At 43.8% G+C, this 19,084-nt stretch carries 17 protein-coding genes and 1 pseudogene; 8 read left to right on the forward strand and 10 right to left on the reverse strand.

The window, feature by feature from the left end:
- Nucleotides 1-1,146 (forward strand): ABC transporter permease, encoded by a 1,146-nt coding sequence (locus GVX98_RS03430; RefSeq protein WP_159127266.1) that lies wholly within the window; start codon nt 1-3, stop codon nt 1,144-1,146.
- A gap of 10 nt (nt 1,147-1,156) precedes the next feature.
- Entirely contained in the window at nt 1,157-2,887 is a 1,731-nt protein-coding gene (locus GVX98_RS03435; protein ID WP_159127267.1) for an ABC transporter ATP-binding protein, read from the forward strand.
- Nucleotides 2,888-3,307: 420 nt separating this feature from the next.
- Here GVX98_RS03435 and rluB read toward each other — a convergent pair.
- The 8 genes and pseudogenes from rluB to GVX98_RS03470 all read right to left on the reverse strand — a co-directional run.
- A pseudogene (gene rluB / locus GVX98_RS03440) lies at nt 3,308-4,159 on the reverse strand (23S rRNA pseudouridine(2605) synthase RluB); the annotation flags it as partial.
- Nucleotides 4,160-4,200: 41 nt separating this feature from the next.
- Entirely contained in the window at nt 4,201-4,788 is a 588-nt protein-coding gene (gene scpB, locus GVX98_RS03445) for an SMC-Scp complex subunit ScpB (RefSeq protein ID WP_159127268.1), read from the reverse strand.
- On the reverse strand, nt 4,788-5,582 hold the full coding sequence (locus tag GVX98_RS03450) for a ScpA family protein (protein ID WP_005400316.1): 795 nt from the start codon (nt 5,580-5,582) through the stop codon (nt 4,788-4,790). Before GVX98_RS03450 ends, scpB begins: the two co-directional genes overlap by 1 nt.
- A 509-nt stretch (nt 5,583-6,091) precedes the next feature.
- Nucleotides 6,092-8,323, reverse strand: a complete 2,232-nt coding sequence (locus GVX98_RS03455) for a sulfatase-like hydrolase/transferase (protein WP_228716257.1) — start codon at nt 8,321-8,323, stop codon at nt 6,092-6,094.
- Between the two features lie 21 nt (nt 8,324-8,344).
- On the reverse strand, nt 8,345-8,503 hold the full coding sequence (locus tag GVX98_RS16850; RefSeq protein ID WP_228716258.1) for a hypothetical protein: 159 nt from the start codon (nt 8,501-8,503) through the stop codon (nt 8,345-8,347).
- A 662-nt stretch (nt 8,504-9,165) separates the two neighbouring features.
- Nucleotides 9,166-9,432 carry a hypothetical protein gene (locus GVX98_RS03460; protein ID WP_004982949.1) on the reverse strand — a complete coding sequence of 89 codons (267 nt, stop codon included), beginning with the start codon at nt 9,430-9,432 and terminating at the stop codon, nt 9,166-9,168.
- Nucleotides 9,433-9,486: 54 nt separating this feature from the next.
- Nucleotides 9,487-10,104: an L-threonylcarbamoyladenylate synthase gene (locus GVX98_RS03465; protein ID WP_004695345.1), complete on the reverse strand. Its 618-nt coding sequence runs from the start codon at nt 10,102-10,104 to the stop codon at nt 9,487-9,489.
- An 85-nt stretch (nt 10,105-10,189) separates the two neighbouring features.
- Nucleotides 10,190-10,852, reverse strand: coding sequence for an elongation factor P hydroxylase (locus GVX98_RS03470; protein WP_159127269.1), 663 nt, complete (start codon nt 10,850-10,852; stop codon nt 10,190-10,192).
- Nucleotides 10,853-10,949: 97 nt separating this feature from the next.
- Here GVX98_RS03470 and GVX98_RS03475 point away from each other — a divergent pair, with 97 nt between their 5' ends.
- The 6 genes from GVX98_RS03475 (at nt 10,950) to lysM (ending at nt 14,703) form a co-directional block, all read left to right on the forward strand.
- Nucleotides 10,950-11,507 carry a DUF177 domain-containing protein gene (locus GVX98_RS03475; protein WP_004982945.1) on the forward strand — a complete coding sequence of 186 codons (558 nt, stop codon included), beginning with the start codon at nt 10,950-10,952 and terminating at the stop codon, nt 11,505-11,507.
- Nucleotides 11,508-11,583: 76 nt separating this feature from the next.
- Nucleotides 11,584-11,766, forward strand: a complete 183-nt coding sequence (rpmF, locus tag GVX98_RS03480) for a 50S ribosomal protein L32 (protein WP_004695348.1) — start codon at nt 11,584-11,586, stop codon at nt 11,764-11,766.
- Nucleotides 11,767-11,942: 176 nt separating this feature from the next.
- Nucleotides 11,943-12,929, forward strand: a complete 987-nt coding sequence (gene fabD, locus GVX98_RS03485; protein WP_159127270.1) for an ACP S-malonyltransferase — start codon at nt 11,943-11,945, stop codon at nt 12,927-12,929.
- Nucleotides 12,926-13,660, forward strand: coding sequence for a 3-oxoacyl-ACP reductase FabG (fabG, locus tag GVX98_RS03490; RefSeq protein ID WP_004695350.1), 735 nt, complete (start codon nt 12,926-12,928; stop codon nt 13,658-13,660). Before fabD ends, fabG begins: the two co-directional genes overlap by 4 nt.
- Before the next feature lie 86 nt (nt 13,661-13,746).
- The gene (acpP, locus tag GVX98_RS03495; protein ID WP_004695351.1) at nt 13,747-13,983 is read left to right on the forward strand and encodes an acyl carrier protein; all 237 of its coding nucleotides are present in this window, start codon (nt 13,747-13,749) and stop codon (nt 13,981-13,983) included.
- A gap of 246 nt (nt 13,984-14,229) precedes the next feature.
- Nucleotides 14,230-14,703, forward strand: a complete 474-nt coding sequence (gene lysM, locus GVX98_RS03500) for a peptidoglycan-binding protein LysM (protein WP_159127271.1) — start codon at nt 14,230-14,232, stop codon at nt 14,701-14,703.
- Nucleotides 14,704-14,771: 68 nt separating this feature from the next.
- Here the strand turns inward: lysM and GVX98_RS03505 are convergent, their stop codons facing one another.
- Together GVX98_RS03505 and uca are read right to left on the reverse strand one after the other, a co-directional pair.
- Entirely contained in the window at nt 14,772-15,476 is a 705-nt protein-coding gene (locus GVX98_RS03505) for a GntR family transcriptional regulator (RefSeq protein WP_159127272.1), read from the reverse strand.
- Nucleotides 15,477-15,479: 3 nt separating this feature from the next.
- Nucleotides 15,480-19,082: an urea carboxylase gene (uca, locus tag GVX98_RS03510; protein WP_159127273.1), complete on the reverse strand. Its 3,603-nt coding sequence runs from the start codon at nt 19,080-19,082 to the stop codon at nt 15,480-15,482.
- Between the last annotated feature and the right edge of the window lie 2 nt (nt 19,083-19,084).

The raw sequence follows: 19,084 nt of genomic DNA on the forward strand, positions 1-19,084 counted from the left end.
ATGCTCAGTGTTCTTACTAAAAGAAAACCAGATACTGCTGAACCTACAACAGCGTCTACAGGACTATGGCAACTCGCCATGCGCCGCTTAAAACGCGATCGAATCGCCATGTTTTCTCTCCTAATCGTACTTTTTTATTTGGTGCTGTTAATTTTATCATCTACAGGATTGATTGCAAAAAACTGGAATAAAGAAGTCGCTGTGAGTTATGCACCGCCTACGTTTATCGGTGCAGCAGCGATACCTGCTACGCAAAGTGAAACACGAAAAGTCGAAGCGGCTGTGCCTGAGAACCCTGTTGATCCTTTAAAAGATGTGATTCGTGAGCTCAACACAGAAATTGCTGCTGAACAGGGTGTAGGTGGTACTATTGATTACTATGGGGTTGTTGATCCTTTAGCCGAAGATATGAGAGCGATTGATCAAGCGCTAGATGGTCATTTGCTGGATCAGCAAGCGGAACTCAAGCAAAGCTTGGTTTTAGGTGCCGACAAATGGGGACAAAGTGTTTTACTGAAAACCATTAAAGGTGCAGAAACATCAATTATTGTTGGCTTGGTCGCAGCTTTTCTTGCCGTGGTGATTGGTACAGTTTTAGGTGCTATTTCGGGCTACTTTGGTGGCTGGGTCGATGATGTCTTGAACTGGTTTTATAACATTTTTACCTCAATTCCTTATTTGCTTTTGGTGCTAGCGATTGCTGCGGTACTGCAACAAAAAGGCGTTTTATCGATTGTTTTGATTTTGGGTTTAACGGGGTGGACGGGAGTATATCGTTTAATTCGTGCCGAATATATGAAGCATACTTCGCGGGAATATGTGTTGGCGGCAAAAGCAATTGGGGTGAGTCATAGCCGACGTATTTTTGTGCATATATTTCCCAATGTCAGTCATATCGCACTGGTTCAAATGTCAATTTTGGTGGTGGCCTTTATTAAGTCAGAAGTGATTTTGAGCTTCCTTGGTTTTGGTGTCCCTGTCGGTGTGGTGTCATGGGGCAGCATGTTGAATGAAGCACAAAGTGAGTTGATTTTAGGTAAGTGGTGGCAGTTAGCGGCCGCTTCTGTGGCGATGGCTATTCTGGTCACTGCATTTTCAATGTTTACCGATGCACTGCGTGATGCATTAGACCCAAAACTGAAATAGGAGCATGAGAATGTCTGAACTTAATCATATGACAGCGCCAGCCTTACTTCAGGTGGAAAACTTGCGTGTCAGCTTTAAAAATGAAGAAAAGCAGTACATTGAAATGGTCAAAGGCATCAGTTTTAGTATTCCAGTGAATACCACTGTGGCATTGGTTGGGGAGTCAGGCAGTGGGAAGTCGGTCACATCGCTAGCGACTATGGGACTACTACCTCCTGAAAGCAGTCAAATTGCTTCGGACAGTAAAATTTTGTTTGAGGGGCAAAACCTACTCGATTTACCACGCCGTGAAATGCGGAAAAAGTGCGGTAAAGATATTGCCATGATTTTTCAGGAACCGATGTCATCCTTAAATCCTGTGTTTACGGTGGGTTCACAAATTGCAGAAATTTTGCAGTTACACTTGGGCATGAGTCGTAAGCAGGCGCGTGCACGTGCTTTGGAACTCTTGATAGAAGTTGGAATTCCATCTCCTGAAACCAAGATTGATGCTTATCCAGGGCAATTGTCGGGTGGGCAGCAGCAGCGCGTCATGATTGCTATGGCAATTGCGTGTAAACCCAAACTATTGATTGCCGATGAACCGACGACAGCGCTGGATGTCACCATTCAAAAGCAAATTTTAGATTTGCTGGAGTCGTTGCGGAAGAAGCATCAAATGTCGATGCTGTTTATTACCCATGATTTGGCTTTGGTCGGGCAAATTGCCGATCAGGTAATCGTAATGCGGCATGGTCAAATTCGTGAACAAGGCTGGGTTAAAGATGTGCTTGAACACCCTCAAGATGTCTATACCAAAGCTTTGCTGCACTGTCGTCCACAATTGTCCAAACGTCCCATGCGTTTGCCCATGATCAGTGATTTCATGCAGCAAAAGGGTGATGACTATATTGAGACGCATACCATCGATGTCGAGTCACTTCAACAAAGATCTCGCGGCTTAACTGGCCAAGAAGAGATCATTTTAGATGTGCATGACCTTAAAAAGTCATTTTATAGTCGTAAAGGATTATTTGGCAAAGAGGAGTTTCAAGCGGTCAAAGGCGTGAGTTTCCAACTGGCAAAAGGCAAGACTTTGGGCTTGGTGGGTGAGTCTGGTTCGGGGAAAACGACCATCGGATTATTGCTGATGCGCTTACAGGAGGCAACAGGGGGTAAAGCGCTGTTTGAAGGTCAAGATATTTTGGCCATGTCAGAAAAAGAGTTTGCTCGGTATCAACGCAAGATTCAAATCATTTTCCAAAATCCCTATGCATCGCTCAATCCTCGTTTTACTGTCGGGCAGATTTTAATGGAACCGATGCAGGTGCATCATATCGGCGCGAATGATGCTGAACGTAAACAGATGGCTTTGGACTTGTTAGAACGCGTGAGCTTACCTGCACAGGCTTTTTATCGTTATCCGCATGAGTTTTCAGGCGGACAGCGTCAACGTATTGCCATTGCCCGCTGCTTAACCTTAAAACCTGAAATTTTGATTTGTGATGAGTCTGTTTCAGCCTTGGATGTTTCGGTACAAGCCCAAGTACTGAATTTGCTGCAAGATTTACAGGATGAATTTGGACTGAGTTATATCTTTATTTCACATGATTTATCAGTGGTGAAATATATTTCAGATCAAATCATGGTCATGAACCATGGTGATTTGGTGGAAATAGCCAATTCGGATGACTTGTACCAGTCTCCACAGCATGAATATACCAAACGCTTACTCAGCGCTATTCCGCAAAGTGTGTCATGAATGGGTGGCTGTTGTTTTAATAATAAAAACGCTCAATAGATTGGGCATTTTTTATGAGGAGCTTGCAGCTTTTTTCTGATCTAGAACAGAAAGAGGACTTATTGTGCAGAGTAAATACATATAAAAAGAGCCACTCGAAAGTGGCTCAAATTTTGACTTTAAAAATTAAAACTTCTTAAAGCCTTTATTTCCAAAAGGTTTACGTGGTGCATTTTCATCACGCGTGTCGCGTTGACCATAGGTGCCTTTGTTGCCAAAGTTCTCTGGACGGCTGTCACGTTGTGCATAGCCTGAGTTTTGGCGTGGTTCACGTTGACCATAACCTGTTTGTGCATTGTCCTGACGACGCTGGCTATGTCCATTTGGATTTTCACGGCGTTCACGATTGAAGGCTGGCTTCGCTTGTTGTTGGCCTTCATCTTCATTGTCACGGCGCTGTTGACGTAAGAAACCACCACGACGTGCAGCCATAGGTTTTTCTTGCATACGTTCAGTACGACGTTTTGCCATGCCGTACAAACCTGTGCCTTGGCGTGGTTTTAGCTCAACCGCTTTGGTTAAGTTGTCGATGTCGTTTTTGTCCAACTCCATCCAACGACCCGTACGTAATTCACGCGGTAAAATAACCGTGCCATAACGTGTACGGAGTAGACGGCTGACTTTTAAACCTTGCGATTCAAAAATACGACGTACTTCGCGGTTACGACCTTCTTTTACCACCACTTGATACCAACGGTTAATCCCTTCACCGCCAATTTCAGAGAATGACTCAAACTTCGCTGGGCCATCATCTAACACCACACCTTTGAGCATGTTGTTCTTAATTTGAGGCGTCACTTCACCCATAACGCGTACAGCATACTCACGTTCAACTTCATTTGATGGGTGCATCAAGCGATTCGCGAGTTCGCCATCATTTGTGAACAACAGTAGACCTGTTGAGTTAATATCTAGACGTCCTACCATCACCCAGCGATCATTCGCGATTGCAGGTAATTGATCAAATACCGTTGGACGTGACTCAGGGTCGTTACGTGAACAAATTTCGCCTTCTGGTTTATAGTAAATCAGAACACGACGACGAATTTCATCTTCAATTTGGAACGATACTTTACGACCATCGATGCGAAGCTCATCACCTGGTTCAATACGTTCGCCTACTTGGGCAACTTGGCCGTTGACACTCACACGACCAGCGGCAATGACTTCTTCCATATAACGGCGAGAACCCAAACCAACTCGTGCGAGTACCTTTTGCAACTTTTCACTCATGACAGCATAACCTTAGAAATTATCATCAACAGTTCACCTATTTACGACTTCGGTGCATTCGCATCGAGCGCCATAAAAGCTTCCTTGGCATCCTGCAGGGGAGGCAACTGACCTAAAGAATTTAGGCCAAATGCATTTAAAAATTGGGGCGTCGTAACTAACAACGCAGGTCTTCCTGGGAGTTCACGAAAACCAGATTCTTTAATCCAGTTCCAATCAAATAACGTTCGTAACAGTTGACTGTTATTTGAGACTCCTCGAATTTGTTCTATATCTGCTCGAGTGACGGGTTGATGATAAGCAACCACGGCCAACATTTCGAGTAGCGATGGCGAGAGACGAGTTGGTCGCTCTGGCCACGTTTGTGCAACCATTTGACGGTATTTTGCTCGAACCTGAAAACGAAAACCTTGAGCAGTTTCAATCAGTTCAATCGAACGACCATGTTGTAACATGACAAGCTGTTGTAAAAACTGGCGTAAATCTTGTTTGCTATATTGATTTTGGAACGATTCCTTCAATCGTGCAAGTGAAACAGGCGCATCACTGGCAAAAATAATCGCTTCTAACTGCATTAGTACTTCATGCAAGTTATCTTCATTCGTTACAGGAGCGGTTTGTTCTAACATTATTTTTTGACTCCTTGTATCGAAAGCGGTGCTTCAACACCTGAACTCACAATTTGAATACGTTGCTGACGGGTTAACTCTAAAATGGCCATAAACGTCACGACCATGCCCATACGACCTTGGATGGGACGCAGCAAAGATTCAAAAACTAAAACTTCACCTGAAGCGACTTTGCTTTCAATAAAAGCCATACGCTCTTCAAGTAAAACCGGTTCTTGTGCAATTTGGTGGGTGATCGGCTCAGGTCGGTTAAACACGCAGAACAGTGCATCACGCAGCTGTTGCACATCATGACCATCATTATTATCCAGAGTTTGGCCTAAGCTGACATTGGTTGAGAAGGTGTCTCGCTCTAATATAGGCATTTGCCCCAAGCGTTCAGCCGCTTGTTTAATACGTAGATAAGTTTCTAAACGGTCAATCAGCTCTTGTTTTGGGTCTTTTTCAATTTGGATTGCATTGGGTGCTTTTGGCAACAGTAAACGTGACTTTAAGTCAGCCAATAGTGCGGCCATCACCATATAGTCTGCTGTCAGTTCAATGTTCAGCGACTTCATGGCATCCATATAAGACAGGTATTGCGCTGCAATCGGGGCAATATCTAACTGTAATAAGTCGAAGCCGTTTTTTTGAATCAGGTAAATCAGAAAGTCGAGTGGTCCTTCAAAATGCTCTAAAAGAATTTCAAATGCAGCTGGAGGAATATATAAATCCTCGGGGATGGAGTCATGCCACTCATCCATAACACGGATTTGTGGAAGATCTTCCATGGCATTATGGACGGATTGATTCATTACAGTTATTGGCCACGCGAATTTTCAAAGGCATGATTATGTTTTTTCGAATCAGTACTTAAGGAGAAAAAGTAGAGGCGATTTAAAAAATACATAATTTTAATAGGGCTTAGTGTAAAACAAATTGCGGCGTGAATACATGATTTCACCGACCAAATAACAAAAAAAGCTGTAAATAAATAGAGAGTATTTATTTTTGTGATGCTTTTTATCTACTGATGTCGTGGCTAAATCTGCAGAAATGGGTTGGGTTTAAGAGAACATGACGTACTTAGGGCCTAGTCCTGTGGTTTGAAAAATAATCGATTTATTGTAAGTAGCTAGATGGGGCTGCATAGTGCGGCATTATGAATCTCAAAAGCAGTCTACAAAATAGGCATTGGATGAATACCTTAAAGAAAAGCGCTGAAATACGAAGAAAGTATTTCAGCGCGGCTCCAACTTCAGAGACTTTGAAGTCTCAAATTTTGGGGTATTGATCAATCTCAGATCGTCGTGTTTAAAAATATTTAGTCTTTTAAATCGATTGTGACGGTATCGATTTGACCTGTGAATGCATACGGCGCTTTTTCATTGTAGCGAGGTGAAACGGTTGAGCCTAAGTCCATCCCGATGTCGAAGGTTTCAGTTGCTGAGAAGCGGTAAGGAACCACTTTTTCAACCTGACCTTGGGCAACCGTCTCGCCATTGACGCTGATGGTCACGGGTCCGCCAATACCATGTCGACCTTCACGCGGAGTTTGTTGATAGTCTACGACGATGCTGTGTTTCCCTGGTGCTAATGCTTTGGTGGAAGCAATCCGATAATACGATTGGGCAAAGAAGTTGTATTCGTACACAGGTATGCCATTTTCCAAATACAAAGAGAAGCCACCACCTGAACCACCTTCAGCCACAATTACACCATTGGCACCGTTTTTAGGAATGACAATGTCAGCCTTAATACTATGCGAGCGCTGATACATGGGTGGTGCACTGCCTTCAGGCAGACGCGTGGTTCCTGCTGAATAGGTGAATTGCTTTCGGCCACGAACTGAAGAAGGCCGTTCTGGATTAAAGGCACGTTCCACAAAACGGTCATCTAACGGATAAACGCCATATTTGCCTGCTTCTTGGTCGAATAGCTTCTGCATTTCTGCTAAGCGTTGAGGCTCTTTGGCTGCTAGGTCATGCGCTTGGGAAAAGTCCTGTTTGATATTGTATAGTTCCCACGGACTATCTTTAAAGCCTAAAGAGCCACTGAGCTTCCACGGTACGCCATGGAAGGATGAGGCAACCCAACCGTCTTGATAGATGGCTCTATGTCCACCCGTTTCAAAGTATTGGGTATGACGCTGATCTTTGGCTTTTGCATCATTGAAACTGTATGCCATGCTAATGCCAGACATTGGTGTTTGTTTTACACCATCTACTAAGTTGGGCTGCGGAATATTGGCTGCTTCTAAAATGGTTGGGGTGATGTCGGAAACATGATGGAATTGGTTATGGATCGCATGCGTGGCTCTAATTTTTGCAGGCCAAGAAACGATCATGCCATTGCGTGTTCCCCTGAAGTGAGAAGGGACGCGTTTCATCCATTGAAATGGAGACGAGCCAGCCCATGCCCAACCGACAGGATATTGGTTTTCGTGTTTAGGTCCGCCAATTTCATCAATATGTTTTAATTGATTTTCAACGGTATCTGGAAAACCATTTTGAGTCATTAGGTTATTGATAGTACCCGTTAACGTCCCTTCAGCACTGGCACCATTATCCCCCGCAATAAAAATAATGAGGGTATTGTCTGCATCAGGAAGTTTCTTGATGGCTTTAATCAAACGTCCCATTTCATGATCTGTTTGTGCGAGGAAACCTGCAAAGACTTCTTGATGTTTTGCAAACAAGCGCTTCTCATCTGCACTCAGAGCAGCCCAAGCTTGAATACTGTCTGGGCGAGGTGTCAAGTCGGTATTTTTAGGAACAATGCCCAATTTCTTCTGACGGGCCAAGGTTTCTTCACGGACTTTGTCCCAACCTTGGTTGAACTGGCCTTGAAACTTATCAATCCATTCTTGATTGACATGCAGTGGTGCATGGACGGCACCGGGTGCCATATAGACAAAATACGGCTTATCTGGAGAGACTGAGCCTTGACGATTGATCCAACCAATTGCATCATCAACCAAGTCAACATTCAGGTTATAGCCTTGCTCTGGTCGTTTAGTGGGTTCAACGGGTGTCACCCCGCGGATCAGCTGTGGTTCCCATTGGCTCGATTCACCACCAAAAAAGCCATAAAAATATTCGAAACCGAGACCTGTTGGCCAGCGTTCAAAAGGTCCAACTGGGGATGTTTCCCAGTCAGGGGTGTTGTGCCATTTACCAAATGCCGCAGTGGCATAACCATTGTCTTTAAGGATTCTGGCCACACTGGCACTTTCCTTGGGCCATATCGTGTTATATCCCGGATAACCTGTTGAAAGTTCGGTAATGGTTCCCGCTCCAACTTGATGTGGGTTTTGTCCCGTTAAAAGCGCTGCACGTGTTGGAGAGCTAATCCCTGTGGTATGAAAACGATTGAAAATCACCCCATCGTCTGCAAGCTCATCCATTTCAGGCGTCGGTACAGGCCCCCCAAAGGTGCCAGCTTGTCCAAAGCCCAAGTCATCTAACAAAATCACCACCACATTGGGTGCGTCTTTAGATGCTTTTACAGGTTGAGGGAAATCTTGTTTAGAGCCTTCAAAGGTTTCTTTAATCACCCCTTTAAATGTGGGTGTGGGTTAGGGTAAGACCAAGCCTGTCTGATTGAGGGCTTGAGGTGCTGTACTTTGGGTTTCAGGTGTGGCTAAAGCGACATGTGATGCTGTAATAGCTGCGACCAAGGTGAGGATGCGTGTCAGTGGTTTCGGTATTGAGTTTAATGGTCTATTCTTGTTCATATACAATCCCTTATTAAAAGTTTCCTTGTTGTGGTGTTGAAAAACCGTATTTAGTTTTGAAAAAAATGCGCGAAAATGCGAAGTAGAAAGAAAAGACTTACAGAAGAAAAAGGCTTAGATGTTTGGGTATTCCGATTGATTTAGAGCTCCAGACATGAGGCTTTCACAACTTTTCCTTATTTCATACAGCCTGTTGTAGGCTCGATTTAAATGAAGCTGAGATAGTTGTTTGGGGTAAATTGAATGTAATGGATTGGCTTAGATGCACTGGAGTAGTTGAAACTGCAAACAGGCCTAATCTTGTTATATTCCCTTGGTTCGGCATTTTTTGTCCTTATTGATTTGATTATGATGTGGCTGTTTTTCATGCCCATGACGATCCATCGTCAATGTACGGCGAAATATGTTTGATGTTCTGGCCGTACAGTAGCAAACTGCTTCGGAAGATGAACCACTCAAAAGAATGGACTAGGCTGTTTTTTCCGCACTTTAAAATGAAGATGGCTCTTTGCAGTAACATCGGTTGTGAGCGATAAAGCCGCACAGGTGAAGTGCTTTAATTTTTATTGATGTGTACTGATTTGAAAGCCTAGGGATGTAAAGTGCGTCCAACATATGAATAAATGCGTCAGTTGACGCCAAGGAAAAGATTCATCCACAATTTACTCAGGTGCTTGTAGCGCAAATTCAATGATGCGCTGACAGTTGTCTTGTAGGCAGAGATTTTTGGGTTCAAGATATTTAAAGTATTGTTGGATGGTCGCGATCGGCAGAAAATAGCTGTACAGATTCTTTTCCCGCATAATGCAGTTGATTGAACTCGGGCTTTGCACCAAAGTCTCAGACTCAAGCGTCCAGGGACGCTGCACATATAAACTATGTTGCTCGGGAAATTGATTCAGATTGAGCAAAACCGTAAACAGGGTCATGTTGATCTCTTGAGAATGTGAGATTCAGTTTCCCTAGCGAATAAATGCAGCGCATCACTCAAATGCGCTGACATCGCCAAGCCCACGGCGAATCACTTCAGGGTGATCACCTGATAAATCAACAATACTGGTGGTGCTTAATGTGCCCAGCCCGCTGTCGATAAACACATCAATTCGTTTTGAAAGTTGCATTTCAATGTCATAGGGATCATCCAGCGGTTCTTCCTGATTCGGCAGGATTAAAGTACTGGTTAGTAGCGGCTCGCCTAACTCTTTGAGTAACATTTGGCACACTGGGTTACTTGGAATGCGTAAACCAATGGTTTTCTTCTTTGGATGCATCAAGCGTTTTGGAACTTCACTGGTTGCAGGCAAAATGAACGTGGTCACGGCTGGTGTATTGTTTTTCAGTAAACGATACATAGCATTGTCCACTTTGGCATAAGTGGCAATATCGGACAGATCTGCACAAATGATGGCATATTGATGTTTGGCCCCAAGGCCGCGAATTTGAGCAATCCGCTCCATGGCATTTTTATTCCCAATCTGGCAGCCAATAGCATAAGCAGCATCGGTCGGGTACACCACTACATCGCCTGCGCGAATCCGTTCTACAGCTTGGCTGATTGAGCGTGCTTGAGGGTTATCAGGATGGACTCTTAAATGAAGCATCGTTTTTATCTCCTGATGGTTTTTTCAACATTATCGCGCTTTATCTCAGTGATGTTCAATGACCAAAATGTGAATCGTGCTAAATTTAGTCGAGCATTTCTCTTTGAAATTCATTGCTCTGTAATGTTTTGCCAGCACGAGTACATAAGCAAATACAGTTAATGAAGTGTTTTGCATCGCGCGGTAATTGGGCTTGTCCTGAAAAATAAGCCTGAACTTGAGCGAAAACATGGTCTTTGAAGCGGTTGCCGTCACCCCCTTCACCAGTCAGATTGTCTAAGGAAACACGGAACTTCCGACCAAAAGCTGTGGAAAATAACCATTCAATGGCTTGCGGTTTAATTTCAACCTGTTCAAATAAAGCTTGTTGCTCAGCCGTACGACCATCGGGTGCATACCAGTAGCCTAAGTCGGGGAGTAGACGGCGTTGGTCTCCTGCGATGCTCCAATGGCTGATTTCATGCAAGGCACTATTAAAAAAACCATGGGCAAATTGGATGCGTGCAGGGGCGCTGTCTATCGCGGGAAAATATTCAGGTTCAAAGTCACCTTTAACCAAGTTGACATTCAGGTGGGAAAACCAACGATTAAAGTGTAAGATGAGCCAATCAACTTGTTCTGCTTCTGTACACAAATTCTCCCACGTCGAGAGTTGCACTTGGCGGTTTGAAATGTCAGAATCGACAGTTGAAATTGTGCTCACAAGTGATGAAATACTCACTTCTGTTTGCGGCTGCAACAGATGCATGACTTAAGTTACCCAAATGGTCTGTCTAAATAAGTACAAAATTGTATCTTAATCTTTGACAGAGTACTGATGAATTTGTAGAATTGCCGCCTTAATTATGTCAGCAAATACCTTTCCGGCACAGATTGAGCCGTTTAAATGGGCCGAACAAGGCTTTACATGGTCAGGAACACTGCCATTGTCTCGCTTTGCTCGTATAGCCCGTGAAGCTGTTGGATCAATTGATGATCAATTGATTAACATAGACTGTAAGCTATCAATGGATGCGTATCATCGTATTGTATGGCTAGATGGTCACGTTGAAACGAACGTTCCAATGGAATGCCAGCGCTGTTTAGGCACGGTAAACATTGAACTCGTTTCAGATTTTCATCTAGCTCTAGTGGATGATGAGTCACTGATAGAGCGCTTGGATGAGGATGCTGATTTCATCGTCTTAGGTGAAAGTGAAGCAACGACGAAAGGTAGCTATGATGCGCCTGCGACGGCTGATTTACTGTCTCTGATAGAAGATGAATTGTTATTGTTGATGCCTTTGTCTGCTAAGCATGATGCTTGTGAACATAAGCACCAACCTGCCGTTGAAGAACTTGTTGAAGAAAAGCGGGATAATCCGTTTGATGTTTTGGCAAGTTTGAAGGGTAAACTTAACTAATTTTTGTGTTATACTCTTCCGTATAAGACAACTGAATTTGTTCTGATCCATATTTTTCGATTTGTAAGGAGCCATCATGGCCGTTCAGCAAAACCGTAAAAGTCGCTCTCGCCGTGACATGCGCCGTTCACATGACGCTTTAACCGAGAATGCATTAACTGTAGACCAAGCTACTGGCGAGATTCACCGTCGTCACCATGTATCTAAAGATGGTATCTACCGTGGTCGTCAATTATTCGCTAAAGCATCTGCTGAATAATTGTCGAAGCATTAAGCTTAAAGCTTAGTCGAAAAAAGGGGAGCGTAAAGCTCCCTTTTTTTGTTGTCGAATTTTTATCGCTGCTGTTTTTGTTGTATTTGGCAATTACATCGACCTAAATTAAGTGTTAAATTTTCGCTCCATAAACGAGAGCAAAGACAAGAAAGGACTTTTTTATGTCTGCGAAACAACTTGATCAAGTCGCTCAGGCAACAAAAACAGCTTTTGTATTTCCCGGTCAGGGTTCACAAAAGGTGGGTATGTTGGCTGAATTGGCAGAACAATTTGCCAGTGTTGAAGCAACATTTGCAGAAGCCTCTAAAGCGGTTGGATTCGATTTGTGGCACATTGCACAATCTGGTGAAGGTTTAGACCAAACTGAATTTACCCAACCAGTATTGTTAACTGCCAGCATTGCTTTGTGGCGTGTATGGTTAGAGCTTGGTGGTGTTGCACCGAAGTATTTGGCAGGACACTCACTTGGTGAATACAGTGCGCTGGTTGCAGCAGGAAGCCTAAGCTTAGGCGATGCAGTCAAGCTAGTAAACTTGCGTGGCAAGTTAATGCAAAGTGCTGTACCTCAAGGTAAGGGCGCAATGGCAGCCATCTTAGGTTTAGATGATGCGCAAGTTGTTGCTTTATGCCAACAAGTTTCGAGTCCAGCTGAAGGTTCAGTTGAAGCGGCTAACTACAATGCTCAAGGTCAAGTGGTAATTGCTGGTGAAAAAGCAGCAGTTGAAGCAGTCATGGCTTTAGCCAAAGAAAACAGCGGCAAAGCGATTGCACTCCCAGTTTCTGTTCCATCGCATTGTTCATTGATGAAGCCTGCTGCAGAACAGTTCGCAGAAGCTTTGGAACAAACTGCCATTGAGCTGCCTAGCATACCTGTAATACAAAATGTGGGCGCGGAAATTGCTACAGATGTAGCACAAGTCCGCCAAGCACTTACAGCTCAGCTATATGAGTCTGTACAGTGGACCAAAACCATGCAGTTTATTCAGGATCAAGGGATCCAATATGTTGCAGAGTGTGGTCCAGGCAATGTTTTGGCAAACTTGGCAAAACGTCTACCTAATATTGAAAAAGCATTTCCACTCGATAGTAAATCACGCTTGGAAGATGCACTAAATGCCATTTTAGTGGCTGAAGGAAAAATTGCATGACACAGGAACGCAAAATTGCACTCGTGACAGGTGCAAGTCGAGGGATTGGTGCTGCCATCGCTCAGCAACTTATTCAAGACGGTTATTTTGTTGTGGGTACTGCGACATCTGAGTCGGGTGCAGAAAAACTTGCTGCAAGCTTCGGTGAACACGGTGCGGGTAAAGTGCTTGATGTTCGTGATGGTGCTGCCATTGATGCGCTTGTAACTGACATTGAACAAAACTATGGCCCTGTGTTGGTTTTGGTGAACAATGCTGGGATTACCAAAGATAATTTGTTACTTCGTATGTCAGAAGATGACTGGGATGACATTTTAAATATCCATTTAAAAGCAGTTTACCGTTTGTCGAAACGTGTTTTAAAAGGGATGACCAAAGCACGTTTTGGACGAATTATTAATATTAGTTCTGTGGTTGCGCATTTTGCTAATCCAGGTCAGGCCAACTATTCAGCAGCGAAAGCTGGTATTGAAGCATTTAGCCGTAGCCTTGCAAAAGAAATGGGCAGCCGTCAAATCACTGTAAACTCAGTGGCGCCTGGTTTTATTGCAACAGAAATGACTGAGCAATTAAGCGAAGACATCCGTAAAAAAATGAGCGATCAAGTGGCCTTGAACCGTTTAGGTGATCCACAAGATATTGCAAATGCGGTGAGCTTCTTGGCATCAGACAAAGCAAATTACATTACTGGTACGGTAATGCATGTAAATGGTGGTCTATACATGAGCTAATTGGCTGATGGATAAACTTTCAAAATTTTAAAGATTCAATTAAACTAACGGCATTAAAAACGCCACAAGCAATGAGGAGAATTCCTGTGAGCGATATCGAACAACGCATCAAGCAAGCAGTTGCAGAACAACTTGGTCTTAAGGCTGAAGAAATCAAAAACGAAGCATCTTTCATGGATGACTTAGGTGCTGACTCTTTAGACCTTGTTGAGCTTGTTATGTCTTTCGAAAACGACTTTGACATCACAATCCCAGATGAAGATTCTAACGAAATCACAACTGTACAATCTGCAATTGACTACGTTTCTAAGAAACTAGGTTAATCCATATTGTTTCAGCTTTGCTGAATGGAAAAGCCACCCACTTGGGTGGCTTTTTTATGCCTTTCAAAAAACGCAAAGTGCCTAACTAACCTTTAAAATCTGCTATTTACACGGGTAACTTACAAAGCTTTACCTTAAGGTGACCATTCGCTACCAAATCTGTTGTCTTTTTTGGGTATAAAAAAGGGTGTCTCATTTTTGAGCATTCAATATAACAACACTGATATAACAAGATGGAGCATACACATGGGTCTTTTTGATTTTGTTAAAGGAATTGGTAAGAAAAACACAGCAGCAGCCGAGTCTCAAGCCGCACCAAGCACACCAGCAGAGCCATCTGCTCAAGAAATTGCCAACAAGTTATTGGGTCATATCAAAGCATTGGGCTTACCTGTGACGGGACTTTCAGTCAGCTATAACTCCACCACGGATTTGGCGACCGTGAAAGGGCAAGTTCAGACTCAAGCTGATAAAGAAAAGATTGTTTTAGCCGTCGGTAATATTGACCATGTGGCACAAGTCGATGATCAACTCACTGTGGCTAGCCCTGAACCTGAAAGTAAGTTCTACACGGTTAAATCGGGCGATAATCTATCAAAAATTTCCAAAGCATTTTATGGTGATGCCAACCAGTACAATAAAATTTTTGAGGCCAATCGTCCACTATTGAAAGATGCAGATGATATTTTCCCAGGCCAAGTCCTGCGTATTCCTGCTTAAGTCCAAAGGTTGAAGAAAAGGCGCATGAAGCGCCTTTTTTATTTGAGTGTGGAATGTTGATCGAGTGCTTAGCGACTTGCTTTCATAACAGCATGCTGACTGAGCATACCTAAGGTAATTTTTTTTACCTCATCTCGACTTTGTTGAATGTGAGTACTGATCTTTTCAACGGCAAGCTCCGTCTGTTGCTGTGCTATATAATTCAAAATGGCTTGATGCTCCGCATAGGTGGCTTCAATCCGATCTGTTTTTGAAAAATCGAGGCGACGAATAATGCGAATTTTTTCACTGACTTCTTGGTGAATTTTGATCATTTCTTGATTGCCAATGGCACGAACCAATGCACAGTGAAAATCTTCATCAATTTTCGCCATGGCTTTTAAACTTGACAGATACTGCTCAGGTGCAACCATCCAAATTTTGTGTAGGTGTTTCATTTCCTTCGATGGCTGAGATGCACTGCTGCATAACTTTCGAATTGCGTACTGCTCAATCATGATGCGTAGCTCATACAGCTCATCGTAGTATTGCAAGTTCAATGGACGGACAGTCCAGCCACTACGAAATGCCACTTCTACATAGCCTTCTTGTTGCAGACGATATAGCGCTTGCCGTGTAGGCGTACGACTGACCTGATAGTTCAAGGCGATTTCGGATTCGGTAAAACGTTCACCCGGCATCAATTTGAAATCAAAAATATCGTTTTTTATTTGCTGGTAAACCAGTTCAGACAAATTGTCTGAACTTGAACCTGCACGTGTCATATTCGGCATGCGTTATTCCATATAAACCAAAGGCTCACCGCTATGAACGGTTTGTCCAGCCCGACAAATAATGGCTTTGACAGTACCATCATCCGCAGCGTACACCGGTAATTCCATTTTCATGGCTTCAATGATAGCAATGGTTTCACCTTTTTTCACAATCTGACCTTGTTCCACTAATATTTTCCAAATATTACCGGTCATCGAAGCATGTAGTGCTGCATAGGCGCTGTAGTCAGTCTCATCAGGTACTTCTGCAATCAGATGTTCTTGATGATCAGCGCTTTCTTTCCATAAGCCGACTTCAGCGCTAAAAGCCTGTTGTTGCTGTGCTTTAAACTCGGCAATGCTGTCTTTTTCATCTTCAAGCAGTTGTAAATACGCTGCATAGTCAAATTCAGTGTCTTCAATTTGAATTTGTGCTTGACCATTTTCAAAGTCGGCACGCCATTGCTCTAACTCTGACTCAGATACGGGGAAGTATTTGATTTGATCAAAGAAGTTTAGGAACCATTCTTTGTCACCAAACTGTTTGTTCTTTTTAAACTTATTCCAAATGGGGAGGGTACGGCCAACCAGTTGGTAGCCTCCTGGCGAATCCATACCGTAGATACACATATACATGCCGCCAATGCCTACGGTACCTTCAGCGGTAAAAGTACGGGCAGGGTTATATTTCGAGCTTAATAGGCGATGGCGTGGGTCAATCGGTACTGCACATGGGGCGGTGAGATAAACATCTCCAAGGCCTAAAATGAGGTAATGGGCATTGAAAATAATTTCTTTAACTTGCTCTCGGCTGTATAAACCATTTATGCGTTGAATAAAATCGACATTGTTTGGTAGCCAAGGTGCTTTGGCACAGACACTTTCTTGATAGCGTTCAACGGCACCTAAAGTTGCACTGTCTTCAAATGCCATCGGCAGATGAATGATCCGTGACGGAATCTTGATTTGGCTTAAATCTCCCATTTGCTGTTCAAGTTTGAGTAGAAATTCGATTAATTGATGCTGTAGAAGCGTGAGTCCATCGTATTTGATTTGCAGCGAGCGTACACCAGGCGACAGTTCTAATATACCTTTAATATTGGCTGCGCGAATGAGTTGCATTAGCTGATGAACGCGTAAGCGTAGCGCCAAGTCTAAAACGTTGTCACCGTACTCCAGTAAGATATAGCTGTCACCCGCTTGGCGGTATACCGTGCGTGGAGACATGTCAGTTGTCTCTAAGCTGGCAAGAATCGCGGATGGTAGAATGTCACTGCTTGGCAGCTCAGAATTAAGGGCCGCGTCGGTAAAGTTTTCGATCCGTTCAATTTGTTGTTGTTCTAAGGCATTGGCTTGTTCAACTGTTAAGGGATAAAAGCTGATTTTATCATCGGCTTTAAGCTGGCCCACTTTCCAAAGTTCAGCTTTGGCAATAGTTACAGGGCAAACGAAACCTCCTAGACTTGGCCCATCTTTGGCCAAAATGACAGGGAAGTCACCTGTGAAGTTAATCGCTCCAATGGCATATTCACAGTCATGAACATTCGATGGGTGGAGCCCTGCTTCACCGCCATTTTCACGTGCCCAGCTTGGTGTTGGCCCTGATAGTCGGATGCCTAGACGGTTGGAATTGAAGTGTACGCTCCATTCGGAGGCAAAAAACTCTTCAATATATTCGGGTTTAAAAAAGTCAGGTGCGCCATGTGGTCCATACAGCACCCCAATTTTCCACTCTTTGCCATAGCTTGGAATGAGTGCAGGAGATAGAGCCTGTGGTTCTTGCGGGGCTAAAGGGGTGTCGCTATTTGGATGGGCTGTGTTGACGAGTTTGATCATGTCACCTGCACGAAGTACACGTCCTGCATGCCCGCCAAAGTTACCTAAAGCAAAAGTCGAACGACTGCCCAAATATAGGGGGACATCGAGCCCATGACGCACTGCTAAATAGCTACGACAACCAGACTCGACCTGTCCTAAGCTGAGTACTTGACCTGCGCAAATGTGAATCGGTTGCCAAAAGTCCACGGGCTTATCATCGAGTTGCGCAGAGCATGGCGCACCTGTCAGTGCAATCACACTGTCTTGGTGGAACTTGAGGCTTGGGCCTTGAAGAGTGAACTCGAAGCCTGCTGCGCTAGCATCATTCCCCACAATTTGATTGGCCAATTGAAAAGCATAGTCATCCATAGGACCCGATGGTGGTACACCGATATCCCAATAGCCAACACGTCCCGGAAAGTCCTGAATCGAGCTTTGTGTGCCAGCTTGGAGTACTTCAATCACATTCGGTACGTAGTCAAAGTCATCTAGCAAGCGTGTCCAGATTTGCATTTGTGCAAAGCGTTCATCAGAGATCACGCTATGTGCATAGTCTAAATTGGTGCTGATGCCATTTAAACGAGTTTGAGAGAGTACATTTTTTAGTTGCTCAATGGCTTGTGCACGGGTGTCCGCATGTACGATGATTTTGGCAATCATCGGGTCAAAATATTGCGAAATTTCTGTTCCTGTTGAAACCCATGTATCAACACGACAATTGTCTGGAAATACAACTTCGGTCAGTACACCAGGGCTGGGTTGGAAGTTTTTAACTGGATCTTCTGCATAAATACGCACTTCAATCGCCGCACCTTGTGGTTGGATATTGCTCAGTGCAGTCCAATCCAGTGCATCGCCCGCAGCGACTTTAAGCATGCATTCAATCAGGTCTAAACCCGTCACCATCTCAGTGACAGGGTGTTCCACTTGAAGTCGGGTATTAACTTCAAGGAAGTAAAATTCATCGCGTGCAGCATCATAAATAAATTCGACAGTACCTGCACTGCGGTAATTGACCGATTTGCCGAGTTCAACTGCCGCTTGGTGAAGTTTTTGGCGTGTAGCTTCGGGCAGATGAGCCGCTGGGGTTTCTTCCACCACCTTTTGGTTACGACGTTGCAATGAACAGTCGCGTTCGCCCAATGCAACCACTTGACCTTGACCATCGCCAAAGATCTGAACTTCGACATGGCGTGCACGGTCAATAAAACGTTCTAAAAATACGCCCGAATCTTTAAAAAATTGTGCGCCTAAACGTTTGACGCTTTCATAAGCTTCAATTAAGGCTTGTTCATTATCACAGCGGGTGAGACCAATGCCTCCACCGCCTGCGGTACTTTTCAGCATGATAGGGTAACCAATCTTAGCTGCTGCTGAAATTGCTTCGTCTAAGCTTTCAAGTAACCCTGTCCCTGGTGTCATAGGAACCTGTGCAGCAGCCGCAAGTTCACGTGCACGGTGTTTTAAACCAAACTCTAAAATTTGTGTCGCGGTTGGTCCCATAAAGGCAATATTATTTTTCTCACAAGCCTCTGCAAATTCAGCGCTTTCTGATAAAAAGCCATAGCCGGGAAAAATAGCTTCAGCCCCCGTTTTTTGTGCAGCTTGAATCAATTTTTCAATGCTTAAATAAGTGTCGGATGGTTTTAAGTCGTCTAAGGCAATGGCAATGTCCGCATCTTTGACGTGTTGTGCGTAACGGTCACTGTCTGAATATACCGCTACACTAGTCATCCCCAGTTTTTTTAAAGTGCGAATTGCACGTACGGCAATTTCGCCACGGTTTGCAATCAATACAGTTTTAAACATTT

Origin of the sequence: Acinetobacter sp. 8I-beige (assembly GCF_902505955.1) — a bacterium.
Classification (GTDB): domain Bacteria; phylum Pseudomonadota; class Gammaproteobacteria; order Pseudomonadales; family Moraxellaceae; genus Acinetobacter; species Acinetobacter johnsonii.